General features: G+C 56.6%; 18 protein-coding genes. 9 read left to right on the top strand and 9 right to left on the bottom strand.

Features of this window, described 5'->3' with window-relative positions:
- Positions 1–13: 13 nt before the first annotated feature.
- From aroK to O1722_RS01705, 6 genes are all read right to left on the bottom strand, one after another.
- A complete protein-coding gene (gene aroK, locus O1722_RS01730) occupies positions 14–535 on the bottom strand; it encodes a shikimate kinase AroK (RefSeq protein ID WP_003861630.1) in 522 nt (173 codons plus the stop codon).
- A gap of 286 nt (positions 536–821) precedes the next feature.
- A complete protein-coding gene (hofQ, locus tag O1722_RS01725) occupies positions 822–2,060 on the bottom strand; it encodes a DNA uptake porin HofQ (protein ID WP_023295533.1) in 1,239 nt (412 codons plus the stop codon).
- A complete protein-coding gene (locus tag O1722_RS01720) occupies positions 1,972–2,376 on the bottom strand; it encodes a HofP DNA utilization family protein (protein WP_033488057.1) in 405 nt (134 codons plus the stop codon). The genes hofQ and O1722_RS01720 overlap by 89 nt, the downstream gene beginning before the upstream one ends.
- Positions 2,366–2,818, bottom strand: coding sequence for a HofO family protein (locus O1722_RS01715; RefSeq protein WP_033488058.1), 453 nt, complete (start codon positions 2,816–2,818; stop codon positions 2,366–2,368). Before O1722_RS01715 ends, O1722_RS01720 begins: the two co-directional genes overlap by 11 nt.
- A 3-nt stretch (positions 2,819–2,821) precedes the next feature.
- Positions 2,822–3,313, bottom strand: a complete 492-nt coding sequence (locus O1722_RS01710) for a PilN domain-containing protein (RefSeq protein WP_033488059.1) — start codon at positions 3,311–3,313, stop codon at positions 2,822–2,824.
- Positions 3,313–4,086: a type IV pilus biogenesis protein PilM gene (locus tag O1722_RS01705; protein WP_033488060.1), complete on the bottom strand. Its 774-nt coding sequence runs from the start codon at positions 4,084–4,086 to the stop codon at positions 3,313–3,315. The genes O1722_RS01710 and O1722_RS01705 overlap by 1 nt, the downstream gene beginning before the upstream one ends.
- Before the next feature lie 120 nt (positions 4,087–4,206).
- On the opposite strand from O1722_RS01705, the gene mrcA reads away from it, so the two are divergent.
- Entirely contained in the window at positions 4,207–6,759 is a 2,553-nt protein-coding gene (mrcA, locus tag O1722_RS01700) for a peptidoglycan glycosyltransferase/peptidoglycan DD-transpeptidase MrcA (RefSeq protein WP_017693864.1), read from the top strand.
- Positions 6,760–6,853: 94 nt separating this feature from the next.
- Here the strand turns inward: mrcA and nudE are convergent, their stop codons facing one another.
- Complete coding sequence (gene nudE / locus O1722_RS01695) at positions 6,854–7,414, bottom strand: ADP compounds hydrolase NudE (protein WP_003861622.1); 561 nt, start codon at positions 7,412–7,414, stop codon at positions 6,854–6,856.
- A 327-nt stretch (positions 7,415–7,741) separates the two neighbouring features.
- Here nudE and O1722_RS01690 point away from each other — a divergent pair, with 327 nt between their 5' ends.
- The 5 genes from O1722_RS01690 (at position 7,742) to pckA (ending at position 13,931) form a co-directional block, all read left to right on the top strand.
- Positions 7,742–9,880, top strand: a complete 2,139-nt coding sequence (locus O1722_RS01690; protein ID WP_017384151.1) for an intracellular growth attenuator family protein — start codon at positions 7,742–7,744, stop codon at positions 9,878–9,880.
- 64 nt (positions 9,881–9,944) lie between these two features.
- A complete protein-coding gene (yrfG, locus tag O1722_RS01685) occupies positions 9,945–10,628 on the top strand; it encodes a GMP/IMP nucleotidase (protein ID WP_000550486.1) in 684 nt (227 codons plus the stop codon).
- Positions 10,625–11,026, top strand: coding sequence for a ribosome-associated heat shock protein Hsp15 (gene hslR, locus O1722_RS01680; protein ID WP_003861618.1), 402 nt, complete (start codon positions 10,625–10,627; stop codon positions 11,024–11,026). Before yrfG ends, hslR begins: the two co-directional genes overlap by 4 nt.
- 24 nt (positions 11,027–11,050) lie before the next feature.
- Entirely contained in the window at positions 11,051–11,929 is an 879-nt protein-coding gene (gene hslO, locus O1722_RS01675) for an Hsp33 family molecular chaperone HslO (protein WP_023304550.1), read from the top strand.
- Positions 11,930–12,314: 385 nt separating this feature from the next.
- Entirely contained in the window at positions 12,315–13,931 is a 1,617-nt protein-coding gene (gene pckA / locus O1722_RS01670) for a phosphoenolpyruvate carboxykinase (ATP) (protein WP_017693860.1), read from the top strand.
- 92 nt (positions 13,932–14,023) lie between these two features.
- On the opposite strand, the gene envZ is transcribed toward pckA, so the two are convergent.
- Both envZ and ompR read right to left on the bottom strand, forming a co-directional pair.
- Positions 14,024–15,370, bottom strand: a complete 1,347-nt coding sequence (gene envZ, locus O1722_RS01665; RefSeq protein ID WP_003861615.1) for a two-component system sensor histidine kinase EnvZ — start codon at positions 15,368–15,370, stop codon at positions 14,024–14,026.
- On the bottom strand, positions 15,367–16,086 hold the full coding sequence (gene ompR / locus O1722_RS01660) for an osmolarity response regulator transcription factor OmpR (RefSeq protein ID WP_001157751.1): 720 nt from the start codon (positions 16,084–16,086) through the stop codon (positions 15,367–15,369). The genes envZ and ompR overlap by 4 nt, the downstream gene beginning before the upstream one ends.
- 228 nt (positions 16,087–16,314) lie before the next feature.
- On the opposite strand from ompR, the gene greB reads away from it, so the two are divergent.
- From greB to feoA, 3 genes are all read left to right on the top strand, one after another.
- Positions 16,315–16,788: a transcription elongation factor GreB gene (gene greB, locus O1722_RS01655; protein ID WP_017384149.1), complete on the top strand. Its 474-nt coding sequence runs from the start codon at positions 16,315–16,317 to the stop codon at positions 16,786–16,788.
- Between the two features lie 87 nt (positions 16,789–16,875).
- Positions 16,876–19,206: a Tex family protein gene (locus O1722_RS01650; RefSeq protein ID WP_015571440.1), complete on the top strand. Its 2,331-nt coding sequence runs from the start codon at positions 16,876–16,878 to the stop codon at positions 19,204–19,206.
- 319 nt (positions 19,207–19,525) lie between these two features.
- On the top strand, positions 19,526–19,753 hold the full coding sequence (feoA, locus tag O1722_RS01645; protein WP_015571441.1) for a ferrous iron transporter A: 228 nt from the start codon (positions 19,526–19,528) through the stop codon (positions 19,751–19,753).
- Positions 19,754–19,763: the final 10 nt, after the last annotated feature.

Below are 19,763 nucleotides of genomic sequence, written 5' to 3'. Positions count from 1 at the left end.
TATAAAGCCAGAATCAGTTGCTTTCCAGCATATGAATAATCTGGTTTGCAACCACTTTAGCGCTTTGATCGTCAGTACGAATGGTCACATCAGCAATCTCTTCGTACAGAGGATTGCGTTCATCGGCCAAAGCTTCCAGAACTTCACGTGGCGGTGTTTCAACCTGCAACAACGGGCGCTTTTTATCACGCTGCGTGCGTGCCAGCTGTTTTTCGATGGTCGTCTCAAGATAGACCACTACGCCACGGGCGGAGAGACGGTTGCGGGTTTCGCGAGATTTTACAGAGCCGCCGCCAGTTGCCAGCACAATGCCCTGTTTTTCCGTGAGTTCGTTGATCACTTTTTCTTCTCGGTCACGGAAACCTTCTTCGCCTTCTACGTCGAAGACCCAGCCCACATCCGCTCCGGTTCGTTTCTCAATCTCTTGATCAGAATCGTAAAATTCCATATTGAGTTGTTGAGCTAACTGACGCCCAATAGTGCTTTTGCCGGCACCCATAGGCCCAACCAGAAAGATATTGCGTTTCTCTGCCATTTTTTCGGTACTACTAAGACTATTCGTTAATGGTAATCCCCGCTGCGCAGACACCCGGCGTAGCAGGACATGAACTGAAACCTCATTTGCAATAGAGCGAGAGTCAGACGAAAAATTATCTCAATACTCCGGCTTGTTTGGCAACTGATTAAATCACCGTTCCCGGCGCATAAGGAAATAAGACGTAAGTCCAACTCAAATCGGTACTCCTTGTATGCTAATTCATGCCCCACGTCAAACATCTGCAACAAACTGAATGCAAAATCATTGCGGGGATCGTTACCCATTACTGAATACTGACCAGACGTGGCGTGATAAACACCACTAACTCGCGCCGTTCATTATCTTTTCCGTCATGGCGGAACAGCTGACCCAGCCACGGAATGTTGCCCAGCACGGGCACGCTGTCGCGTCCGGTTTTATTCTTTTGCGAAAAGATCCCGCCCAGCGCGAGCGTTTCCCCACTTTTTACCTCAACCTGCGTTTCGATCTCCTGCTTATCGATCGCCAGCGTTTCGCCGTCTGCCTGTTGCAGCACCTGGCCGGGCATATTTTCACTGATATGCAGTTTCAGGCGCACGCGACCACCCGGCAGGACCACCGGCGTGACCTCCATGCCTAATACCGCCTCTTTAAATTCAACGGATGTCGCCCCGCTCTCGCCGCTGGAAACCTGATACGGAATTTCGCTGCCCTGCTTGATGCTGGCCGGCTGCATGTGTGACGCCAGCAGCCGCGGGCTGGCGATGATATCCACCTGCTGCTTTTGCTCAAGCGCCGACAACTCAAGATCCAGCATCCTGCCGTTGATGCGCCCGATGTTAAACCCTGCGTGGGTGGTTGCACTGGCCACCGACAGGTCCGCCCCCAGCGTCGTGACCTGACCCACCTTACCGGCCTCCGTTGCGTCAGCGAGGTTCCATTTCACCCCCAGTTCACGCAGGCTTTTTTCACTGATGGTCACAATCTGCGCCGCCAGTTCCACCTGCTCGACGGGCAGATCCATCTGCACAGCCCAGCGCTGGAGCATATCCACCACCGTCTGGTTATCCCTGACCAGAAAACGGTTGGTGCGCTTGTCGACGGAGAGACTGCCTTTCGGGCTTAAGAGCTTTTCTGCCGCTTTTTGCAATTCGGCCGCATCCGCATAAGCAAACGGAATGCTGTGAGAGTGCAGCGGGGCGTCAAGCAGACGCTGGGCCCGCTCCTGCTCTTTACGCGTCTGTTGCTCCCGTTGCCAGGCCGCCGTATGCACATAAAAAATGCCGCCCTCTTCCCTCAATACCAGCCCGGCGCTGTTCACTACCGTCTGAAGCGCCTGTCTCCAGGGCACCCGCGTTAAATTCAGCGAAAGCGAACCGCTGACATCCGGCGACACCACCAGATTGCGATCCTCCTGCGCCACCAGCGCCTGTAATATCTGCACCACCGGGACATCATCCACCAGCAGGGTGACTGGTTTTGGCGTCGCGGCCCACAGGGGCTGGCTGAGTGCCGCCAGTAACAGCCCTATCCTTATCTTCACTTTTTTTCGTTCCTTCTCGTTGCCATGTCCATCGCTTCGGCTCGCACATGTCGCCGACATCAACGGTCAGTTGTAGTTTATCTATCGCGCTCACCCGCCAGCCTGTCGGTAACCGCACCTGCGTTTTTACCCGGTACCAGCGTTTCTGCCCGTCCTGCATAAGGCCGATATCCCTGCTGCCGCTGACTACCCCCTGATACCGCCACTGGCTGAGCTGCCCGGCTGCGCAACGCTCTTCCGGCACAGAGAAGGGATCCCGCATCCCGGTCAGGAAAAGCGGAGAAAGCAGGATCAGCAAACGGGCTTTACTGCGCATGACCGATCTCCAGTTGCAGGCTGAGGCGTAACTGTTTGCCCTGTGGGGTGATGGAAAACGCACTCACCCGCGCGTTCTCAAGCGCCAGCCGGGAAAAGAGCGCCGGGACCGCGCCCCAGGAGGCATCCAGCGCCAGCTCTCCCCCACTCTGCTGCGGCTTCCAGTACACCAGCCTTGCGCCCTCATGCTGAAAAGCCAGGGGAGAAAAGAGCCGCGAGGGCATCACTTGCGTAACCACTGCTCTCCGTCCGGCCTCTGGCCACAGCGAGGCGTTGATTCGCTTCGCACTGATGGCCTGCGCCTGAATATCGGCGTAACGCAGAGCAGCGGGCCTGAGCAGCAGTCCCCAAATTGCCCACGCAACAAGCCCCGATGCGATCAACCAGCAAAGGACGCGCCGGGAAGGACGTGCATCAGTCCAGCGTTGATACCAGATACCCACGGGCTACCTCCGGCTATGTAGTTGAAAAGAGAACATCCATCGCCCCTGGCTATCCTGTTGCATTTCGCCTGCCGGTCCGGGGTTAAATCCCTTCACCCCTTTCAGGGCATCGGTCATGGCGGAGAGCGCTGGCAGTGAGGTGGTATAGCCGGTCAGGGTCAGCGAGGGTGGCTGATAACGCAGCGCCGTCAGCCACGCCTGCCGGGGCATTGCGCTGGCAAGGGACTCCAGCGCCGGTTGCCAGGCCGGATCAGACGGCGGCGAAGGGGTTTTCTGTCCCGCTGACTGCGGCTGACGGGCTCTCAATACTTTCTGCACCGCACGTGTCCCGGCCAGTTCGCTCTGCAACGCCTGTAACGCGAGAGTCTGCGTCGCCCGCAGGCTGATACTCCCCGCCAGCATCACCAGCCATGAGCCAGCAAACAGCAGCCCCCAGAAACGCAGGCGCTGATTACGTTGCTGCCGACGCCAGGGTAAAAGATTGGGCATGCTCATTACGGCGCCTCGCTCATGGCCAGCGCCAGGGCGACGGTGTAATCAGCACCGCATTCCGGCAACGGCGGCTGGCACAGCGTCACCGCTTCCCAGGGATCGCGGGCAGCATCAAACACGGCGATATCAGAAGGAGAAAGCGCAAGCAGCGCCGCCAGTTCATTCACCGTCGCCGCTTCTGTGGTGTAGCGCCGCCCCCACTGGTGACGCATCGCCCATAGCCACTGGTGTTGATCTCTCCAGGCGACGCACCGGGCGGGGGCAACAGCAGAGAGAAGATTAGCCAGCGCGCCGGCATCCGGGGCGATTGCTGCCAGACGCAAACGCAGCGCGTTCGCCAGCGTCAACAGGGTATCGACCTCTCTGTTTTGCGCTGCGGTAACCTGAAAAGTGTTGCTGAACGTATCCTGCGCGTAGTCAAAACAGAGCGTATCGGCGGGCATCTCCAGCTCACGCGCTAATGCGGCGCCTACCCAGGTGAGCTGTTCGCTGTCACGCAAGGTAACGGATGGACGGGGCAACGCGCGTTGCAGAACGCGCGTCGCCGGAAATGAGAGAAATACCCGATGCGAGTGCGGCAATGTTTTCCGCCAGCCACGTAATGCGTTAACCAGCTGTTCTGGCTTAAGTATTTTGCCTTCCCCGATAACGCTGTCCGACAGCGGCACCGCCCACCAGCGCCGTAAACGCCATCCGGCCCGCTCTCTGGTCAGCGCTACCGCAACCACCTTATCCTGTTGAATATGAACGCCTGTTTGCCACGTTTTAAAAGCCATGCTTCACGATCTCCTTATCGCCCGTCGGAGTGACGGCTATATCAATGAATCAGGCTTGCCTTTATACTACCGCGCGATTGTTTAGAAACTGCCCAGGCTAAACCAAATGGGAAATCTCCGGTGAAGTTCGTAAAGTATTTATTGATCCTTGCAGTCTGTTGCATTCTGCTGGGAGCAGGCTCGATTATTGGTTTGTACAAATATGTCGAGCCGCAACTCCCTGATGTCGCCACGCTTCGTGATGTGCGGCTTCAGATCCCTATGCAGGTCTATAGCGCTGATGGTGAACTGATGGCGCAATACGGCGAGAAACGTCGTATCCCTCTGACCTTAAATCAAATTCCACCCGTGATGGTGAAGGCTTTTATCGCCACCGAGGACAGCCGTTTTTACGAGCACCACGGTGTCGATCCGGTCGGTATTTTCCGTGCGGCAAGCGTGGCGCTGTTCTCCGGTCATGCCTCTCAGGGCGCAAGTACCATTACCCAGCAGCTGGCGCGTAACTTCTTCCTCAGCCCGGAAAAGACGCTGATGCGTAAGATCAAAGAGGTGTTCCTCGCGATCCGCATTGAGCAACTGCTGAGCAAAGACGAGATCCTTGAGCTTTACCTCAACAAGATCTATCTGGGCTACCGCGCCTATGGCGTAGGGGCTGCGGCTCAGGTCTATTTTGGTAAGCCGATCGATCAGCTCACGCTGAGCGAAATGGCGACCATTGCCGGCCTGCCAAAAGCGCCATCCACGTTTAACCCGCTCTACTCGCTGGACCGCGCCACCGCGCGCCGTAACGTGGTGCTGTCGCGTATGTTGAGCGAAGGCTATATCAGCCAGTCTGAGTACGATAAGGCGCGCAGCGACGTTATTGACGCCAATTACCATGCGCCGGAAATTGCTTTCTCTGCACCGTATCTCACTGAAATGGTTCGCCAGGAGATGGTGAGTCGCTACGGTGATAAAGCGTATGAAGATGGTTATCGCGTCTATACCACCGTGACCCGCAAGGTGCAGCAGGCTGCCCAGCAGGCGGTGCGTAATAACGTGATGGATTACGATATGCGTCACGGCTATCGCGGCCCGTCCAACGTGCTGTGGAAAGTGGGTGAAGGCGCATGGGACAGTAAAAAAATCACGGATTCCCTGAAAGCGCTGCCGACCTATGGCCCGCTGCGTCCGGCGGTCGTCACCCAGGCCGATCCACAGGAAGCAGTGGCGATGATGGCCGATGGCACATCCGTTTCGCTGCGCATGGAGGGTGTCCGCTGGGCGCGTCCATACCGCTCTGACACCCTTCAGGGGCCTACGCCACGTAAAGTGACCGATGTCGTACAAACCGGACAACAAATCTGGGTGCGTCAGGTCGGCGATGCCTGGTGGCTGGCGCAGGTGCCGGACGTAAACTCTGCGCTGGTCTCCATCAATCCGCAGAACGGCGCCGTGATGGCGCTGGTTGGCGGGTTCGATTTCAACCAGAGCAAATTTAACCGCGCGACCCAGGCGCTGCGTCAGGTTGGTTCGAACATCAAACCGTTCCTGTATACCGCGGCGATGGATAAGGGGCTGACTCTCGCCAGCATTCTCAACGACGTGCCAATTTCCCGCTGGGATGCCGGTGCGGGCTCTGACTGGCAGCCGAAGAACTCTCCGGCGCAATACGCTGGCCCTATCCGTCTGCGCCAGGGCCTTGGCCAGTCGAAGAACGTGGTCATGGTTCGCGCGATGCGTGCGATGGGCGTGGATTATGCGGCAGAGTATCTGCAACGCTTTGGCTTCCCGGCGCAAAACATCGTTCATACTGAATCTCTGGCGCTCGGCTCCGCGTCCTTTACGCCGCTCCAGGTTGCGCGAGGCTACTCGGTGATGGCGAACGGCGGCTTCCTGGTCGATCCGTATTTCATCAGCAAAATCGAGAACGATCAGGGCGGCGTACTGTTTGAAGCGAAACCGAAAATTGCCTGCCCTGAATGCGATATTCCGGTGATTTACGGCGACACGCCAAAATCCAATGTCCTGGAAAACAAGGATATGGAAGATGTGGCGATCTCTCAGGAACGTCAGAATCTGGCGGTGCCGCAGCCGCAGCTGGAACAGGCCAATCAGGCGCTGGTCGCCCAGAGTGGCGCGCAGGAGTATGCCCCGCACGTGATCAGCACGCCGCTGTCGTTCCTGATTAAGAGCGCACTGAACACCAACATCTTTGGTGAACCGGGCTGGCAAGGCACCGGCTGGCGAGCGGGCCGCGATTTGCAGCGCCACGACATCGGCGGCAAAACCGGGACAACCAACAGTTCAAAAGATGCCTGGTTCTCAGGTTATGGCCCGGGGGTTGTCACCTCCGTCTGGATTGGTTTTGACGATCACCGCCGCGATCTGGGGCGCACGACCGCCTCTGGCGCGATTAAAGATCAGATTTCCGGTTACGAAGGCGGCGCGAAGAGTGCGCAACCTGCCTGGGATGCATACATGAAGGCCGTTCTCGAGGGCGTACCAGAGCAGCCGCTAACGCCTCCGCCGGGCGTGGTGACGGTGAATATCGACCGCAGTACCGGACAGCTCGCGAATGGCGGTAACAGCCGTGCCGAGTATTTCATCGAGGGCACTCAGCCAACCACGCAGGCAGTGCATGAGGTGGGTACGGAATTGATTGATAACGGCGAAACGCACGAGCTGTTCTGACGCCAACAAAAAAGCCGGGTGGCGACTACGCCTGACCCGGCCTACAACGTCAATGCAAAACGGCAACCTTCGGTTGCCGTTTTTAATGGTGGCGCTACAAACGTCCCTGTCCCTTCAGCCACTCCCGCACCAGGAACAGTGCGCTCACGTTGCGCGCCTCGTTAAAGTCAGGATCTTCCAGCAAATCCATCAGATGAGCCAGCGGCCAGCGAACCTGCGGTAGCGGTTCCGGCTCGTCTCCTTCCAGCGATTCAGGATAGAGATCTTCCGCGACAACGATGTTCATTTTGCTGGAGAAATAGGACGGTGCCATGCTCAGCTTTTTCAGGAACGTCAGCTCTTTCGCGCCAAAACCGACCTCTTCTTTCAGCTCCCGGTTTGCCGCTTCAAACACCGTTTCGCCCGGGTCGATCAGTCCTTTGGAGAAGCCCAGTTCGTAGGATTCTGTGCCCACGGCGTATTCACGAATGAGGATCAGGTGCTCGTCGACGATGGGCACAATCATCACCGCTTCACGCGAGGAGGGGCGCATACGCTCATAAACACGACGCACACCGTTGCTGAACTCCAGATCCACGCTTTCGACATTAAACAGACGCGATTTCGCGACGGTTTCAACATTCAGAATGGTGGGCTTTTGTAAGGGTTTGGTCATCTTGACGGGTCTTTGCTGGGTGAACTGGCTTTATTGTGCGATACGCCGCACGGTTTCGGCAATGTCAATTGCTCTTTATTTACATTTATGCAACGTAACTGTAGGCGATTCTCATTTCAAAACAAATGTCAAGAGGTTGAAATGTTTCCAGGAATTTGCTGATATCGCGCCGGAACAGGCTTTGTTATCATTACCGGTCACTGGGATGCGCGTCAACATGCTCAAGTTAGACTCCATACTTGCCGATAGCCGACCACAGAATCTCATTCATTGTACAAAAGGTGCGACTGACAACACCTGTAAGAAGATAAGTAAGATGGGGAAAGCATGAGCACCATTTTGATTTTTCTCGCTGCTGTGCTGGCCTGCGCGTCGATTGCGGTGTGGGTATTCAGGCGCCGCGTACATCGCCGTTATCGGCTGCCCTTTTTGAACGCGTTTGCCGGGGCAAACACGCGCAAGCTTTCGCCAGAGGAACGCAGCACCGTTGAGCAGTATCTCGACACGCTGAACCGATCCCGGCTTTCGCCTGGCCCTACCGGTGCCAGCGCCGCCCCCGTATCGCTCAACCTGAACGCCCAAAGTGACACCGTTCTGTGCGTAACGCGCTCCATTACCCGCTACGGTATTACAACCGACGATCCCAACAAGTGGCGTTACTATCTCGACTCTGTTGAAGTGCACCTGCCTCCCTTCTGGGAGCAGTATATTAACGACGAAAACAGCGTCGAGCTCATCCATACCGATACGCTGCCGCTGGTTATCTCCCTCAATGGTCATACTCTGAGCGAATATGTTCAGGAAGCGCCACGCTTTGCGCTGGAACGCGCAAGCGGAACGCAGGCCTCTATTCGCGGTGAAGAGACTGAGCAGATCGAACTGCTGAACATCCGCCAGGAGACGCATGAAGAGTACGTCCTGAGCCGCCCGGATGGCATTCGCGAAGCGGTGTTGATTGTCGCCTCGTTCCTGCTCTTTTTCATCTGCCTGCTGACGCCGGACGTGTTTGTTCCGTGGCTCGCGGGTGGCGCAGTACTGCTTCTGGCCGCCGGGCTGTGGGGCATATTTGCTCCGCCGGCAAAAACGTCATTACGCGAAATTCACTGCCTGCGCGGAACCCCAAAACGCTGGGGACTGTTCGGTGAGAACGATCAGGAACATATCAACAATATCTCGCTCGGGATCATCGATCTTATCTATCCGCGCCACTGGCAGCCGTGGATAGCGCAGGACCTTGGCCACAAAACGGATATTGATATCTATCTCGACCGCCACGTTGTACGCCAGGGGCGCTACTTATCCCTGCACGACGAAGTGAAAAACTTCCCGCTTCAGCACTGGCTCCGCAGCGCGGTGATTGCCGGTGGTGCCGCGTTAATCTTCGTCATGCTGCTGCTCTTCGTGCCGCTGGATATGCCGATTAAATTTACCCTGTCGTGGATCAAAGGGGCGCAAACTGTGGAAGCCACCAGCGTACAGCAGCTCGAAGAAGCGGGTGTACGCGTGGGAGATACGTTGCGCCTCAAAGGCACCGGGATGTGTAATATCCACACGCCGGGCGCCTGGAACACGCGCCAGAACTCGCCGTTCGCGCCGTTCGACTGCTCTCAGATCATCTGGAATGACGCCTCTCCGCTGCCGCTGCCGGAATCAGATGTGGTCAACAAGGCCACTGCGCTCACCCAGACGATTAATCGCCAGCTCCATCCAAAACCGGATGATGATTCTCGCGTCAGCCCTGCCCTGCGTTCGGCTATTCAGAAGTCGGGCATGGTACTGCTGGATGACTTTGGCGAAATCGTCCTGAAAACAGAGGATCTCTGTTCCGCCCAGGATGACTGTATCCGGCTCAAGAACGCGCTGGTCAATCTCGGCAACAGCAAAGACTGGGACGCGCTGGTGAAACGGGCCGAAGCGGGACGCCTGGACGGTGTGAACGTGCTTCTGCGTCCGGTCAGCGCCGAGTCGCTGGATAACCTGGTGGCGACCTCTACCGCCCCCTTCGTGATGCGTGAAACCACCCGTGCCGCCCAGGCGCTTAACAGCCCGGCGCCCGGCGGTTTTGTGATTGCCAGCGATGAAGGCAGCGACCTGGTAGATCAACCTTATCCGCAGGTTTCGCTGTATGACTATCCTGCCCAGGAGCAGTGGAGCGAATTCCAGCGTCTGGCGCAGATGCTGATGCAGACGCCATTCAGCGCGGAAGGGATCGTCACCACCCTCTTTACCGACGCCAACGGCACGCGTCATATTGGCCTGCACCGTATGCCGGATAGCGCTGGCCTGTGGCGCTATATAGGGACATCCCTGCTGCTGATTGCAATGCTGGCGTGCATTGTCTGGAACGGTTATCAGGCCGTACGCCGCTATCAGCGTTCCCGCACGCGGCTGGCAGAAATCCAGGCCTACTACGAAAATTGCCTGAACCCGAAACTGATCTCCTCTTCCGAGAGCCTGATCGGATAACGTCCCTGCGCGACAAGTTGTGCTACCCTGTCGCGCACGTTTCTTCTGGCTGGAGTTCCCCCTTATGCATCTTAATATCGACTGGCAGGCGGTCGATACCGTCCTGCTTGATATGGACGGCACGCTGCTTGATCTCGCCTTTGATAACTATTTCTGGCAAAAGCTGGTCCCGGAAACATACGGTGAACAGCAGGGGATCTCCCCGGCGGAAGCGCAGGAATTCATTCGTTCGCAATATAGCGCGGTGCAGCATACGCTAAACTGGTACTGTCTTGACTACTGGAGCGAGCGACTCGGTTTGGATATTTGTGCCATGACCACCGCCCAGGGCGCACGCGCTGTACTGCGCGACGATACGGTCCCGTTCCTGGATGCGCTGAAAGCCTGCGGTAAGCGCCGCATTTTGCTGACGAATGCGCATCCCCATAACCTGGCCGTGAAGCTGGAACATACCGGTCTTGCTTCACACCTTGATTTATTGCTTTCCACCCACACATTTGGTTATCCGAAAGAGGATCAGCGGTTGTGGCATGCCGTGGTGGAAGAGACCGGTTTACAGCCTGAACGCACGCTGTTTATTGACGACAGCGAGCCGATTCTGGATTCTGCGGCCGCTTTTGGCATTCGCTATTGTCTGGGCGTGACCAATCCGGATTCCGGCCTGGCTGAAAAAAGCTATCTGCGACATCCGGGGCTGAACGACTATCGCCGGATGATCCCCTCACTCACCGTGAAGGAGACGCCATGAAAGAAAAACCCTCTGATGGGGTAAGACTGGATAAATGGCTGTGGGCCGCCCGTTTTTACAAAACGCGCGCCCTTGCCCGTGAAATGGTTGATGGCGGAAAGGTGCATTACAACGGTCAGCGCAGCAAACCGAGCAAGCTGGTTGAACTGAATGCCACGCTAACGCTTCGCCAGGGCAACGATGAGAAAACGGTGGTGGTGAAAGCCATTACCGAGCAGCGGCGGCCCGCAACCGAAGCCGTTTTGCTGTATGAAGAGACGGCCGAAAGCATAGAGAAGCGCGAGAAAACCGCGCTGGCGCGCAAGATGAATGCGCTGACCATGCCTCACCCGGACCGGCGACCGGATAAAAAAGAGCGCCGCGATCTGATGAAATTTAAACACGGTGAGAGCGAGTAACCCTCACCTGCACGAGAGATGAAAATGGCCCAACACGACCAATTACACCGCTATCTGTTTGAACAATTCGCCGTGCGCGGCGAGCTGGTCACCGTATCCGAAACCTGGAAACAGATTCTGGAAAACCACAACTACCCGCTGCCGGTGAAAACCCTGTTGGGCGAACTGCTGGTTGCCACCAGCCTGCTGACCGCCACGCTGAAGTTCGCTGGCGATATTACCGTTCAGTTGCAGGGTGATGGCCCGATGTCGCTGGCGGTGATCAACGGCAATAACCAGCAGCAGATGCGCGGCGTGGCGCGCGTTCAGGGCGATATCCCTGAAAATGCGGATCTGAAAACGCTGGTCGGAAATGGCTACCTGGTTATCACGATCTCGCCTGAAGAGGGTGAGCGCTATCAGGGCGTTGTCGGTCTGGAAGGCGACACGCTTGCCGCCTGCCTGGAAGATTACTTCATGCGTTCCGAACAGCTGCCAACCCGCCTGTTCATCCGCACCGGTGAAGTGGATGGTCAGCCTGCTGCCGGTGGTATGCTGCTTCAGGTTCTGCCTGCGCAGGATGCGCAGACCAATGATTTCGAGCATCTGGCAACGTTGACGGAAACCATCAAAGCGGAAGAGTTGTTCACCCTGTCGGCGACCGACGTGCTGTGGCGTCTGTACCACGAAGAAGAAGTGACGGTTTACGATCCGCAGGATGTGGAATTTAAGTGCACCTGCTCTCGCGAGCGTTGTGCTGGCGCCCTGAAAACGCTGCCGGATGAAGAGATCGACAGCATCATGGCGGAAGACGGTGAGATCGATATGCACTGTGATTACTGCGGTACGCACTACGTGTTCAATTCCATGGATATCGCGGAGATCCGCAATAACGCCTCTCCAGCGGACCCGCAGGTTCACTAAACCTCTTTCCCCTCACCCTAACCCTAACCCTCTCCCCAACGGGGAGAGGGAACTTGAACACCCTCACCCCTTTGGGTGAGGGGTAAAAAACGCCACCCAAGCTGAATCGTTTTCCCAATGTAACCCTTACGTAATTTTCTTACATGTATGCGATTACATTCACATTCTTCTGGATAAATTCACCAGAGATTAACCTTTTAAGAACATTTTCCCCATCCAAAAAGCGATTCCTGCGATAATCTGCCCGCCCTGTGACTGGAGTCGCAGCGTTTTCCGTTAGTAAGGGTTTTGACCAGATACGTAAATCTATGAGCCCCGTCGCGGTTAACATCCCCAGAAAAACCCTACAATTTCAGGCAGTACATATTGGCTAAGGAGCAGTGATATGCGTGTTAATGGTTTAACCCCGCAAGATCTCAAGGCTTATGGTATTCACGACGTCCAGGAAGTGGTCTACAACCCCGATTACGATACGCTGTATCAGGAAGAGCTCAATCCGGCACTGGAAGGATACGAGCGCGGTGTGTTGACGAACCTGGGTGCTATCGCCGTCGATACGGGTATTTTTACCGGTCGTTCGCCTAAAGATAAGTATATCGTCCGAGACGACACCACCCGCGATACGCTGTGGTGGGCTGATAAGGGCAAAGGGAAGAACGATAACAAACCGCTCTCCCCGGAAACCTGGCAGCATCTGAAAGGACTTGTCACCCATCAGCTTTCCGGCAAGCGTCTGTTTATTATTGATGCGTTCTGCGGCGCTAACGCCGACACCCGTCTCTCCGTACGGTTCATTACTGAAGTGGCCTGGCAGGCGCATTTCGTGAAGAACATGTTCATTCGTCCGACTGATGAAGAACTGCAAGACTTCACCCCTGACTTTATCGTGATGAACGGCGCGAAATGCACCAACCCGCAGTGGAAAGAGCAGGGTCTGAACTCCGAAAACTTCATCGCCTTCAACCTGACCGAGCGTATCCAGCTGATCGGCGGTACCTGGTACGGCGGCGAAATGAAGAAAGGGATGTTCTCGGTCATGAACTACCTGCTGCCGCTGCGCGGTATCGCCTCCATGCACTGCTCGGCGAACGTCGGGGAAAAAGGCGATGTAGCAGTGTTCTTCGGCCTTTCCGGCACCGGTAAAACAACGCTGTCCACCGATCCAAAACGTCGTCTGATTGGCGACGATGAACACGGCTGGGATGATGACGGCGTGTTTAACTTTGAAGGCGGCTGCTACGCGAAGACCATTCGCCTGTCGGAAGAGGCAGAGCCGGATATCTACCACGCGATTCGCCGCGATGCGCTGCTGGAAAACGTCACCGTGCGTGCCGATGGTTCTATCGACTTCGACGATGCCTCGAAAACGGAAAACACCCGCGTCTCTTACCCGATCTACCACATCGAGAACATCGTCAAGCCGGTATCGAAGGCGGGTCATGCCACGAAGGTGATTTTCCTGACCGCGGATGCGTTCGGCGTGCTGCCACCGGTTTCCCGCCTGACCGCCAGCCAGACGCAGTACCATTTCCTCTCCGGCTTTACCGCTAAACTGGCGGGTACCGAGCGCGGTGTGACCGAGCCAACCCCAACCTTCTCCGCCTGCTTCGGCGCGGCGTTCCTGTCGCTGCACCCAACGCAGTACGCGGAAGTGCTGGTGAAACGCATGCAGGCATCCGGCGCCCAGGCGTACCTGGTGAACACCGGCTGGAACGGTACGGGCAAACGTATCTCCATCAAAGATACACGCGCCATCATCGACGCGATTCTGGATGGTTCGCTGGATAACGCTGAGACCTTTACGCTGCCGATGTTCGATCTGGCGATCCCAACAGAGCTGCCGGGCGTGGATACGCGTATCCTGGATCCGCGTAACACCTACGGTTCACCGGAACAGTGGCGTGAGAAGGCTGAATCGCTGGCGAAACTGTTTATCGAAAACTTCGAGAAGTATACCGACACCCCGGCCGGTGCTGCGCTGGTGAGTGCGGGACCAAGGTAAAAGCAAAAAGGCAACGAAAGTTGCCTTTTTTAATGTTTTCTCCCTCTCCCCGTGGGAGAGGGCCGGGGTGAGGGCATCAGGCCCCCCCTTTTTTAACTCTCTTTCACCTGCCCCCGTAAAACCGGCACCGGTAACCACGCACGAATGCTCAAACCGCCCCGCTCGCTGGTGCCAATTTCCAGCAGTCCGTTATGGTTATCAACAATACGCTGCACAATCGCCAGGCCTAAGCCGGTTCCGCTGGTGCTGCGCGCGCTGTCGCCGCGCACGAACGGCTGGAACAGGTGCTTACGCTGCTCAGGCTTGATGCCCGGGCCATCGTCTTCCACCTGGAACCAGGCGCGGTTGAGTTCCGTACCGCTGCTGACTTTGATCCAGCCGTTGCCGTACCGCGCCGCGTTAACCACCATATTCGCCACCGCGCGTTTAATGGAGAGCGGATGCATACGTACCTGAATCTCACCTGCCTGAAGGTCGGTCGCAATTTCACGTTCGTAGCCGCTTTCGGCGGCAACCACTTCGCCCAGAACCGCGTTCAGATCCGCCATCTCCATCGGCATCTCCTGCCCGGTGCGCAGGTAGTCGATAAACTGCTCGATGATGGCGTTACACTCTTCGATATCCTTGTTGATGGACTCTGCAAGATAACCATCCTGCTCGCCCATCATCTCTGTTGCCAGCCGGATACGCGTCAGCGGGGTGCGAAGGTCATGGCTGACCCCCGCCATCAGCAGCGTACGGTCGTCCGCCAGCTGTTTAACGCCTGCCGCCATGTGGTTAAACGCACGCGTTACCGAGCGCACTTCCGATGCGCCATACTCACGCAGCGGCGGTGGGATAATACCTTTACCGACCTGCAATGCCGCATGCTCCAGATCGACCAGCGGTCGGTTCTGGATACGAATAAACAGCCATGCGCCGCCGATGGCCAGCAGCATGATCGCCAGGGTGTATCGGAACAGCGGCGAGAAGTCGCCCTGATGAATCTCGGTGAGCGGAACGCGCACCCAGATGTTGGGTGACAGCCAGGTTTTCAGCCAGACAACCGGCGAGCTTTTATTGACCTCAACGCGCACTTCCGTCGGGCCGCCAAGCTGCTGCGCCATCTGCTGGCTAAGGAATTCATAGTGCTGCGCCCAGCGCAGGCCGGCATCTTCCGCCGCTTCGTTCGAGTAGAGAGAAATGCCCAGCTCACGGTAGATTTCCCGACGGAACGCCGGGGGAACAACCAACTGCGTGCCGTCCTCCAGTTGCAGTTTGTCGGTCATCAGCATACGCACTTCGTATGCCAGCACCTTATTAAACTGCTGAAGGCTCGGCAGGATTGCAAAGTTCAGCACCACCAGGTAAGTCGTCACCAGGCTGACAAACAGCAGGGTGACGATCAATAACAGCGTGCGGGCAAACGAACTTCGCGGCGAGAAGCGCATTCGCCTCATGCTTTAGAGCCGTCCGGGACAAACACGTAGCCCAGACCCCACACGGTCTGTATATAACGAGGATGCGCCGGATCTTCTTCCACCATACGGCGCAGACGAGAGATCTGCACGTCGATAGAACGCTCCATCGCGGAGTATTCACGACCACGCGCCAGGTTCATCAGCTTGTCACGGGAGAGCGGCTCACGCGGGTGACTGACCAGCGCTTTCAGCACCGCGAACTCACCGCTGGTGAGCGGCATTGGCTCATCTTCACGGAACATTTCACGGGTGCCGAGGTTCAGCTTGAACTTACCGAATGCAATGACGGCCTCTTCCTGAGATGGCGCGCCCGGCAGCTCGTTCGCCTGACGACGCAGCACGGCGCGAATACGCGCCAGCAGTTCACGCGGGTTGAACGGCTTTGGAATGTAGTCATCAGCGCCGATCTCAAGGCCGACAATGCGGTCAACTTCTTCACCCTTCGCCGTCACCATGATGATCGGCATCGGGTTGCTCTGGCTGCGCAGACGGCGGCAAATAGAGAGCCCGTCTTCGCCAGGCAGCATCAGGTCCAACACCATCAGGTGGAAGGATTCACGCGTCAGCAGACGATCCATCTGTTCCGCGTTCGCGACGCTACGAACCTGGAAGCCCTGCTCGGTCAGATAACGTTCCAGCAGCGCACGCAGGCGCATGTCGTCATCTACGACCAGAATTTTGTAGTTCTCTTGCATTGTGTGTACTCCCAAAGGTTCGGATAAGCCTGGAACAGCGTATTCTAAAAAAGTGCACGGGTTCGACCAGCAAATTCTGGTATAAATTCTAGACGAAATTGTTACAAAGCATATTTAACAGCAGCTTATCTGTTCATTTCATCACATAAATCATTATTAATCTTGTCTGTTACACTGTGCGCTACGTATTGTGCGCAAAGACAGTTAACCGGCATTAAAGGCTGCACCATGAAAACGCCTCTGATCACCCGTGAAGGGTACGAGAAACTCAAAAAAGAGATGGATTACCTGTGGCGCGAAGAGCGTCCGGAAGTGACCAAAAAAGTCACCTGGGCAGCAAGCCTGGGCGACCGCAGCGAGAATGCGGACTACCAGTACAATAAAAAGCGGCTGCGCGAAATCGATCGCCGGGTACGCTACCTGACGAAGTGCCTCGAGAATCTCAAAATTGTCGATTACTCCCCGCAGCAGGAAGGTAAAGTCTTCTTCGGCGCGTGGGTCGAAATTGAAAACGACAGCGGCGACACCCTGCGTTTTCGTATCGTCGGCTACGATGAAATTTTCGGTCGTAAGGATTACATTTCTATCGACTCACCCATGGCCCGCGCCCTGCTGAAAAAAGAGGTAGGCGATTTAGCCGTTGTCCAGACGCCTGCGGGTGAAGCAAGCTGGTACGTCAACGAAATCGAGTATGTTAAATAGTCCGAGAGCGCCCTCCCCGGCTGGCATTTTTTGGTGTCAGCCCGTATAACTATCCCCCTGATTTTCGATCCACAAGATGAACTGACCATGATGAAAGAGTCGCTCTGCCGCATTATTGCGGGTGAACTTCAGGCCAGAGCCGAACAGGTAGAAGCTGCCGTTCGCCTGCTTGATGAAGGGAACACCGTGCCGTTTATTGCACGTTATCGTAAGGAAGTCACCGGCGGTCTGGATGACACGCAGCTGCGAAACCTGGAGACCCGTCTGGGCTATCTTCGCGAGCTGGAAGACCGACGTCAGGCGATCCTCAAATCTATCGGCGAGCAGGGCAAGCTGACCAGTGACCTGGAAAAAGCCATTAACGGTACCCTGAGTAAAACCGAGCTCGAAGACCTCTATCTGCCGTACAAACCGAAGCGCCGCACGCGCGGGCAGATTGCGATCGAAGCCGGCCTTGAGCCACTGGCCGATCTGCTGTGGAACGAACCGTCCCACGATCCGGAAACCGAAGCCGCCAAATTTATCGACGCCGATAAAGGCGTAGCAGACACCAAAGCCGCGCTGGACGGCGCGCGCTACATTCTGATGGAGCGCTTCGCCGAAGACGCGGCGCTGCTGGCCAAAGTGCGTGATTACCTGTGGAAGAACGCGCATATCGTCTCCACCGTGGTGTCCGGCAAAGAGGAAGAAGGCGCGAAATTCCGCGACTACTTTGATCACCACGAACCCATTTCTACCGCGCCGTCTCACCGCGCGCTGGCGATGTTCCGCGGCCGTAACGAAGGCGTGCTGCAACTCTCCCTGAATGCCGATCCACAGTTTGACGAGCCGCCAAAAGAGAGCCACTGCGAGCAGATCATTATCGACCATCTGGGCCTGCGCCTGAACAACGCCCCGGCGGACAGCTGGCGCAAAGGCGTGGTGAGCTGGACCTGGCGCATCAAGGTGCTGATGCACCTCGAAACCGAGCTGATGGGCACCGTGCGCGAGCGCGCCGAAGACGAAGCGATCAACGTCTTCGCCCGTAACCTGCACGACCTGCTGATGGCGGCGCCAGCTGGCCTGCGCGCCACCATGGGTCTCGATCCGGGTCTGCGTACCGGCGTGAAGGTGGCCGTGGTTGACGGCACCGGCAAGCTGGTTGCCACCGACACCATTTACCCGCACACCGGTCAGGCAGCGAAAGCGGCTGTCGTCGTCGCCGCGCTGTGCGAGAAGTACAACGTTGAGCTGGTTGCCATCGGTAACGGTACGGCGTCCCGAGAAACTGAACGTTTCTATCTCGACGTGCAGAAGCAGTTCCCGAAAGTGACGGCGCAGAAAGTGATCGTCAGTGAAGCGGGGGCATCTGTCTATTCCGCCTCGGAACTGGCAGCGCAGGAGTTCCCGGATCTGGACGTTTCCCTGCGCGGTGCGGTCTCTATCGCCCGTCGTTTGCAGGATCCGCTGGCGGAGCTGGTGAAGATTGACCCGAAATCCATCGGCGTGGGCCAGTATCAGCACGACGTGAGCCAGACGCAGCTGGCGCGTAAGCTGGATGCGGTAGTGGAAGACTGTGTTAACGCCGTCGGCGTGGACCTGAACACCGCTTCCGTGCCCCTGCTGACCCGCGTGGCGGGCCTGACCCGTATGATGGCGCAGAATATCGTCGCCTGGCGTGATGAAAACGGTCAGTTCCAGAACCGCCAGCAGCTGCTGAAGGTGAGCCGTCTGGGGCCAAAAGCATTTGAGCAGTGCGCGGGCTTCCTGCGCATCAATCACGGCGATAACCCGCTGGATGCCTCTACCGTTCACCCGGAAGCCTATCCGGTTGTCGAGCGTATCCTGGCCGCCACCCGGCAGGCGCTGAAAGACTTGATGGGCGACAGCAGCGCGCTGCGTAACCTGAAAGCGGTGGATTTCACCGACGAACAGTTCGGCGTGCCGACGGTCACCGACATCATCAAAGAGCTGGAAAAACCGGGCCGCGATCCGCGTCCTGAGTTTAAAACCGCGACCTTTGCTGAGGGCGTAGAAACCATGAACGACCTGCTGCCGGGCATGGTGCTGGAGGGGGCGGTAACCAACGTCACCAACTTTGGCGCGTTTGTGGATATCGGCGTGCATCAGGATGGTCTGGTGCATATCTCTTCCCTCGCCGACAAGTTCGTTGAAGATCCGCACACCGTGGTCAAAGCGGGCGACATCGTGAAGGTGAAAGTGCTCGAAGTGGATCTCCAGCGCAAGCGTATTGCCCTGACCATGCGTCTGGACGAGCAGCCGGGCGACACTAACGCGCGCCGTGGCGGTAATGGCGGTGGCCGTGAACAGCAGCGTCCGGCAGCGAAAGCCGCGAAGCCACGCGGACGTGACGCACAGCCAGCGGGCAACAGCGCGATGATGGATGCGCTGGCAGCGGCGATGGGTAAGAAACGCTAATGCTGTAAATGCCCGGTGGCGCGACGCTTACCGGGCCTACGGTTTTGTAGGCCGGGCAAACGCAGTGCCGCCCGGCAAGCAGGCCGCAGGGAATTAAAATAAATATGTTGTATCCATATTTAAACCACGAATTATCACCTCATTAACAAATAGCCCTCTTTTTATTTTCACCTCAATTTCGAAAATATTGAGCAAGGTCAAGCAGACCGCAAATTAATACGATTAACAACATCCCGTCACATTTTTATTATTGCTGATAAAAACTATTCTCATTATCATCGCAGTGTAGATTATTTAACCTATCGTGGAATCAGGCGCTATGCAATTCACTCCAGACAGTGCGTGGAAAATTATCGGTTTTACCCGTGAGATAAGCCCGGCCTATCGGCAGAAGCTCCTGTCACTGGGCATGCTACCCGGCTCATCATTCCAGGTTGTGCGCGTTGCACCGTTGGGCGATCCAGTTCATATCGAAACCCGACGCGTTAATCTGGTTCTGCGTAAAAAAGATCTCGCATTAATTGAAATTGAATCTTTATCCCGTTAACAAGCCAGCG

Source organism: Enterobacter cloacae complex sp. HYC003_NIDB (assembly GCF_056673375.1).
The sequence above is the reverse complement of the archived record's forward strand: the minus strand, read 5'-3'. Positions and strand labels throughout refer to the sequence as shown.

What these genes read in the sequence shown, in the direction of transcription:
- O1722_RS01710 (WP_033488059.1), bottom strand. Translation starts at nt 3,313, where the DNA reads ATGAGCATGCCCAATCTTTTACCCTGGCGTCGGCAGCAACGTAATCAG.
- aroK (WP_003861630.1), bottom strand. Translation starts at nt 535, where the DNA reads ATGGCAGAGAAACGCAATATCTTTCTGGTTGGGCCTATGGGTGCCGGC.
- O1722_RS01650 (WP_015571440.1), top strand. Translation starts at nt 16,876, where the DNA reads ATGATGAAAGAGTCGCTCTGCCGCATTATTGCGGGTGAACTTCAGGCC.
- O1722_RS01720 (WP_033488057.1), bottom strand. Translation starts at nt 2,376, where the DNA reads ATGCGCAGTAAAGCCCGTTTGCTGATCCTGCTTTCTCCGCTTTTCCTG.
- nudE (WP_003861622.1), bottom strand. Translation starts at nt 7,414, where the DNA reads ATGACCAAACCCTTACAAAAGCCCACCATTCTGAATGTTGAAACCGTC.
- envZ (WP_003861615.1), bottom strand. Translation starts at nt 15,370, where the DNA reads ATGAGGCGAATGCGCTTCTCGCCGCGAAGTTCGTTTGCCCGCACGCTG.
- greB (WP_017384149.1), top strand. Translation starts at nt 16,315, where the DNA reads ATGAAAACGCCTCTGATCACCCGTGAAGGGTACGAGAAACTCAAAAAA.
- hslO (WP_023304550.1), top strand. Translation starts at nt 11,051, where the DNA reads ATGGCCCAACACGACCAATTACACCGCTATCTGTTTGAACAATTCGCC.
- O1722_RS01705 (WP_033488060.1), bottom strand. Translation starts at nt 4,086, where the DNA reads ATGGCTTTTAAAACGTGGCAAACAGGCGTTCATATTCAACAGGATAAG.
- O1722_RS01690 (WP_017384151.1), top strand. Translation starts at nt 7,742, where the DNA reads ATGAGCACCATTTTGATTTTTCTCGCTGCTGTGCTGGCCTGCGCGTCG.
- feoA (WP_015571441.1), top strand. Translation starts at nt 19,526, where the DNA reads ATGCAATTCACTCCAGACAGTGCGTGGAAAATTATCGGTTTTACCCGT.
- yrfG (WP_000550486.1), top strand. Translation starts at nt 9,945, where the DNA reads ATGCATCTTAATATCGACTGGCAGGCGGTCGATACCGTCCTGCTTGAT.
- pckA (WP_017693860.1), top strand. Translation starts at nt 12,315, where the DNA reads ATGCGTGTTAATGGTTTAACCCCGCAAGATCTCAAGGCTTATGGTATT.
- ompR (WP_001157751.1), bottom strand. Translation starts at nt 16,086, where the DNA reads ATGCAAGAGAACTACAAAATTCTGGTCGTAGATGACGACATGCGCCTG.
- hslR (WP_003861618.1), top strand. Translation starts at nt 10,625, where the DNA reads ATGAAAGAAAAACCCTCTGATGGGGTAAGACTGGATAAATGGCTGTGG.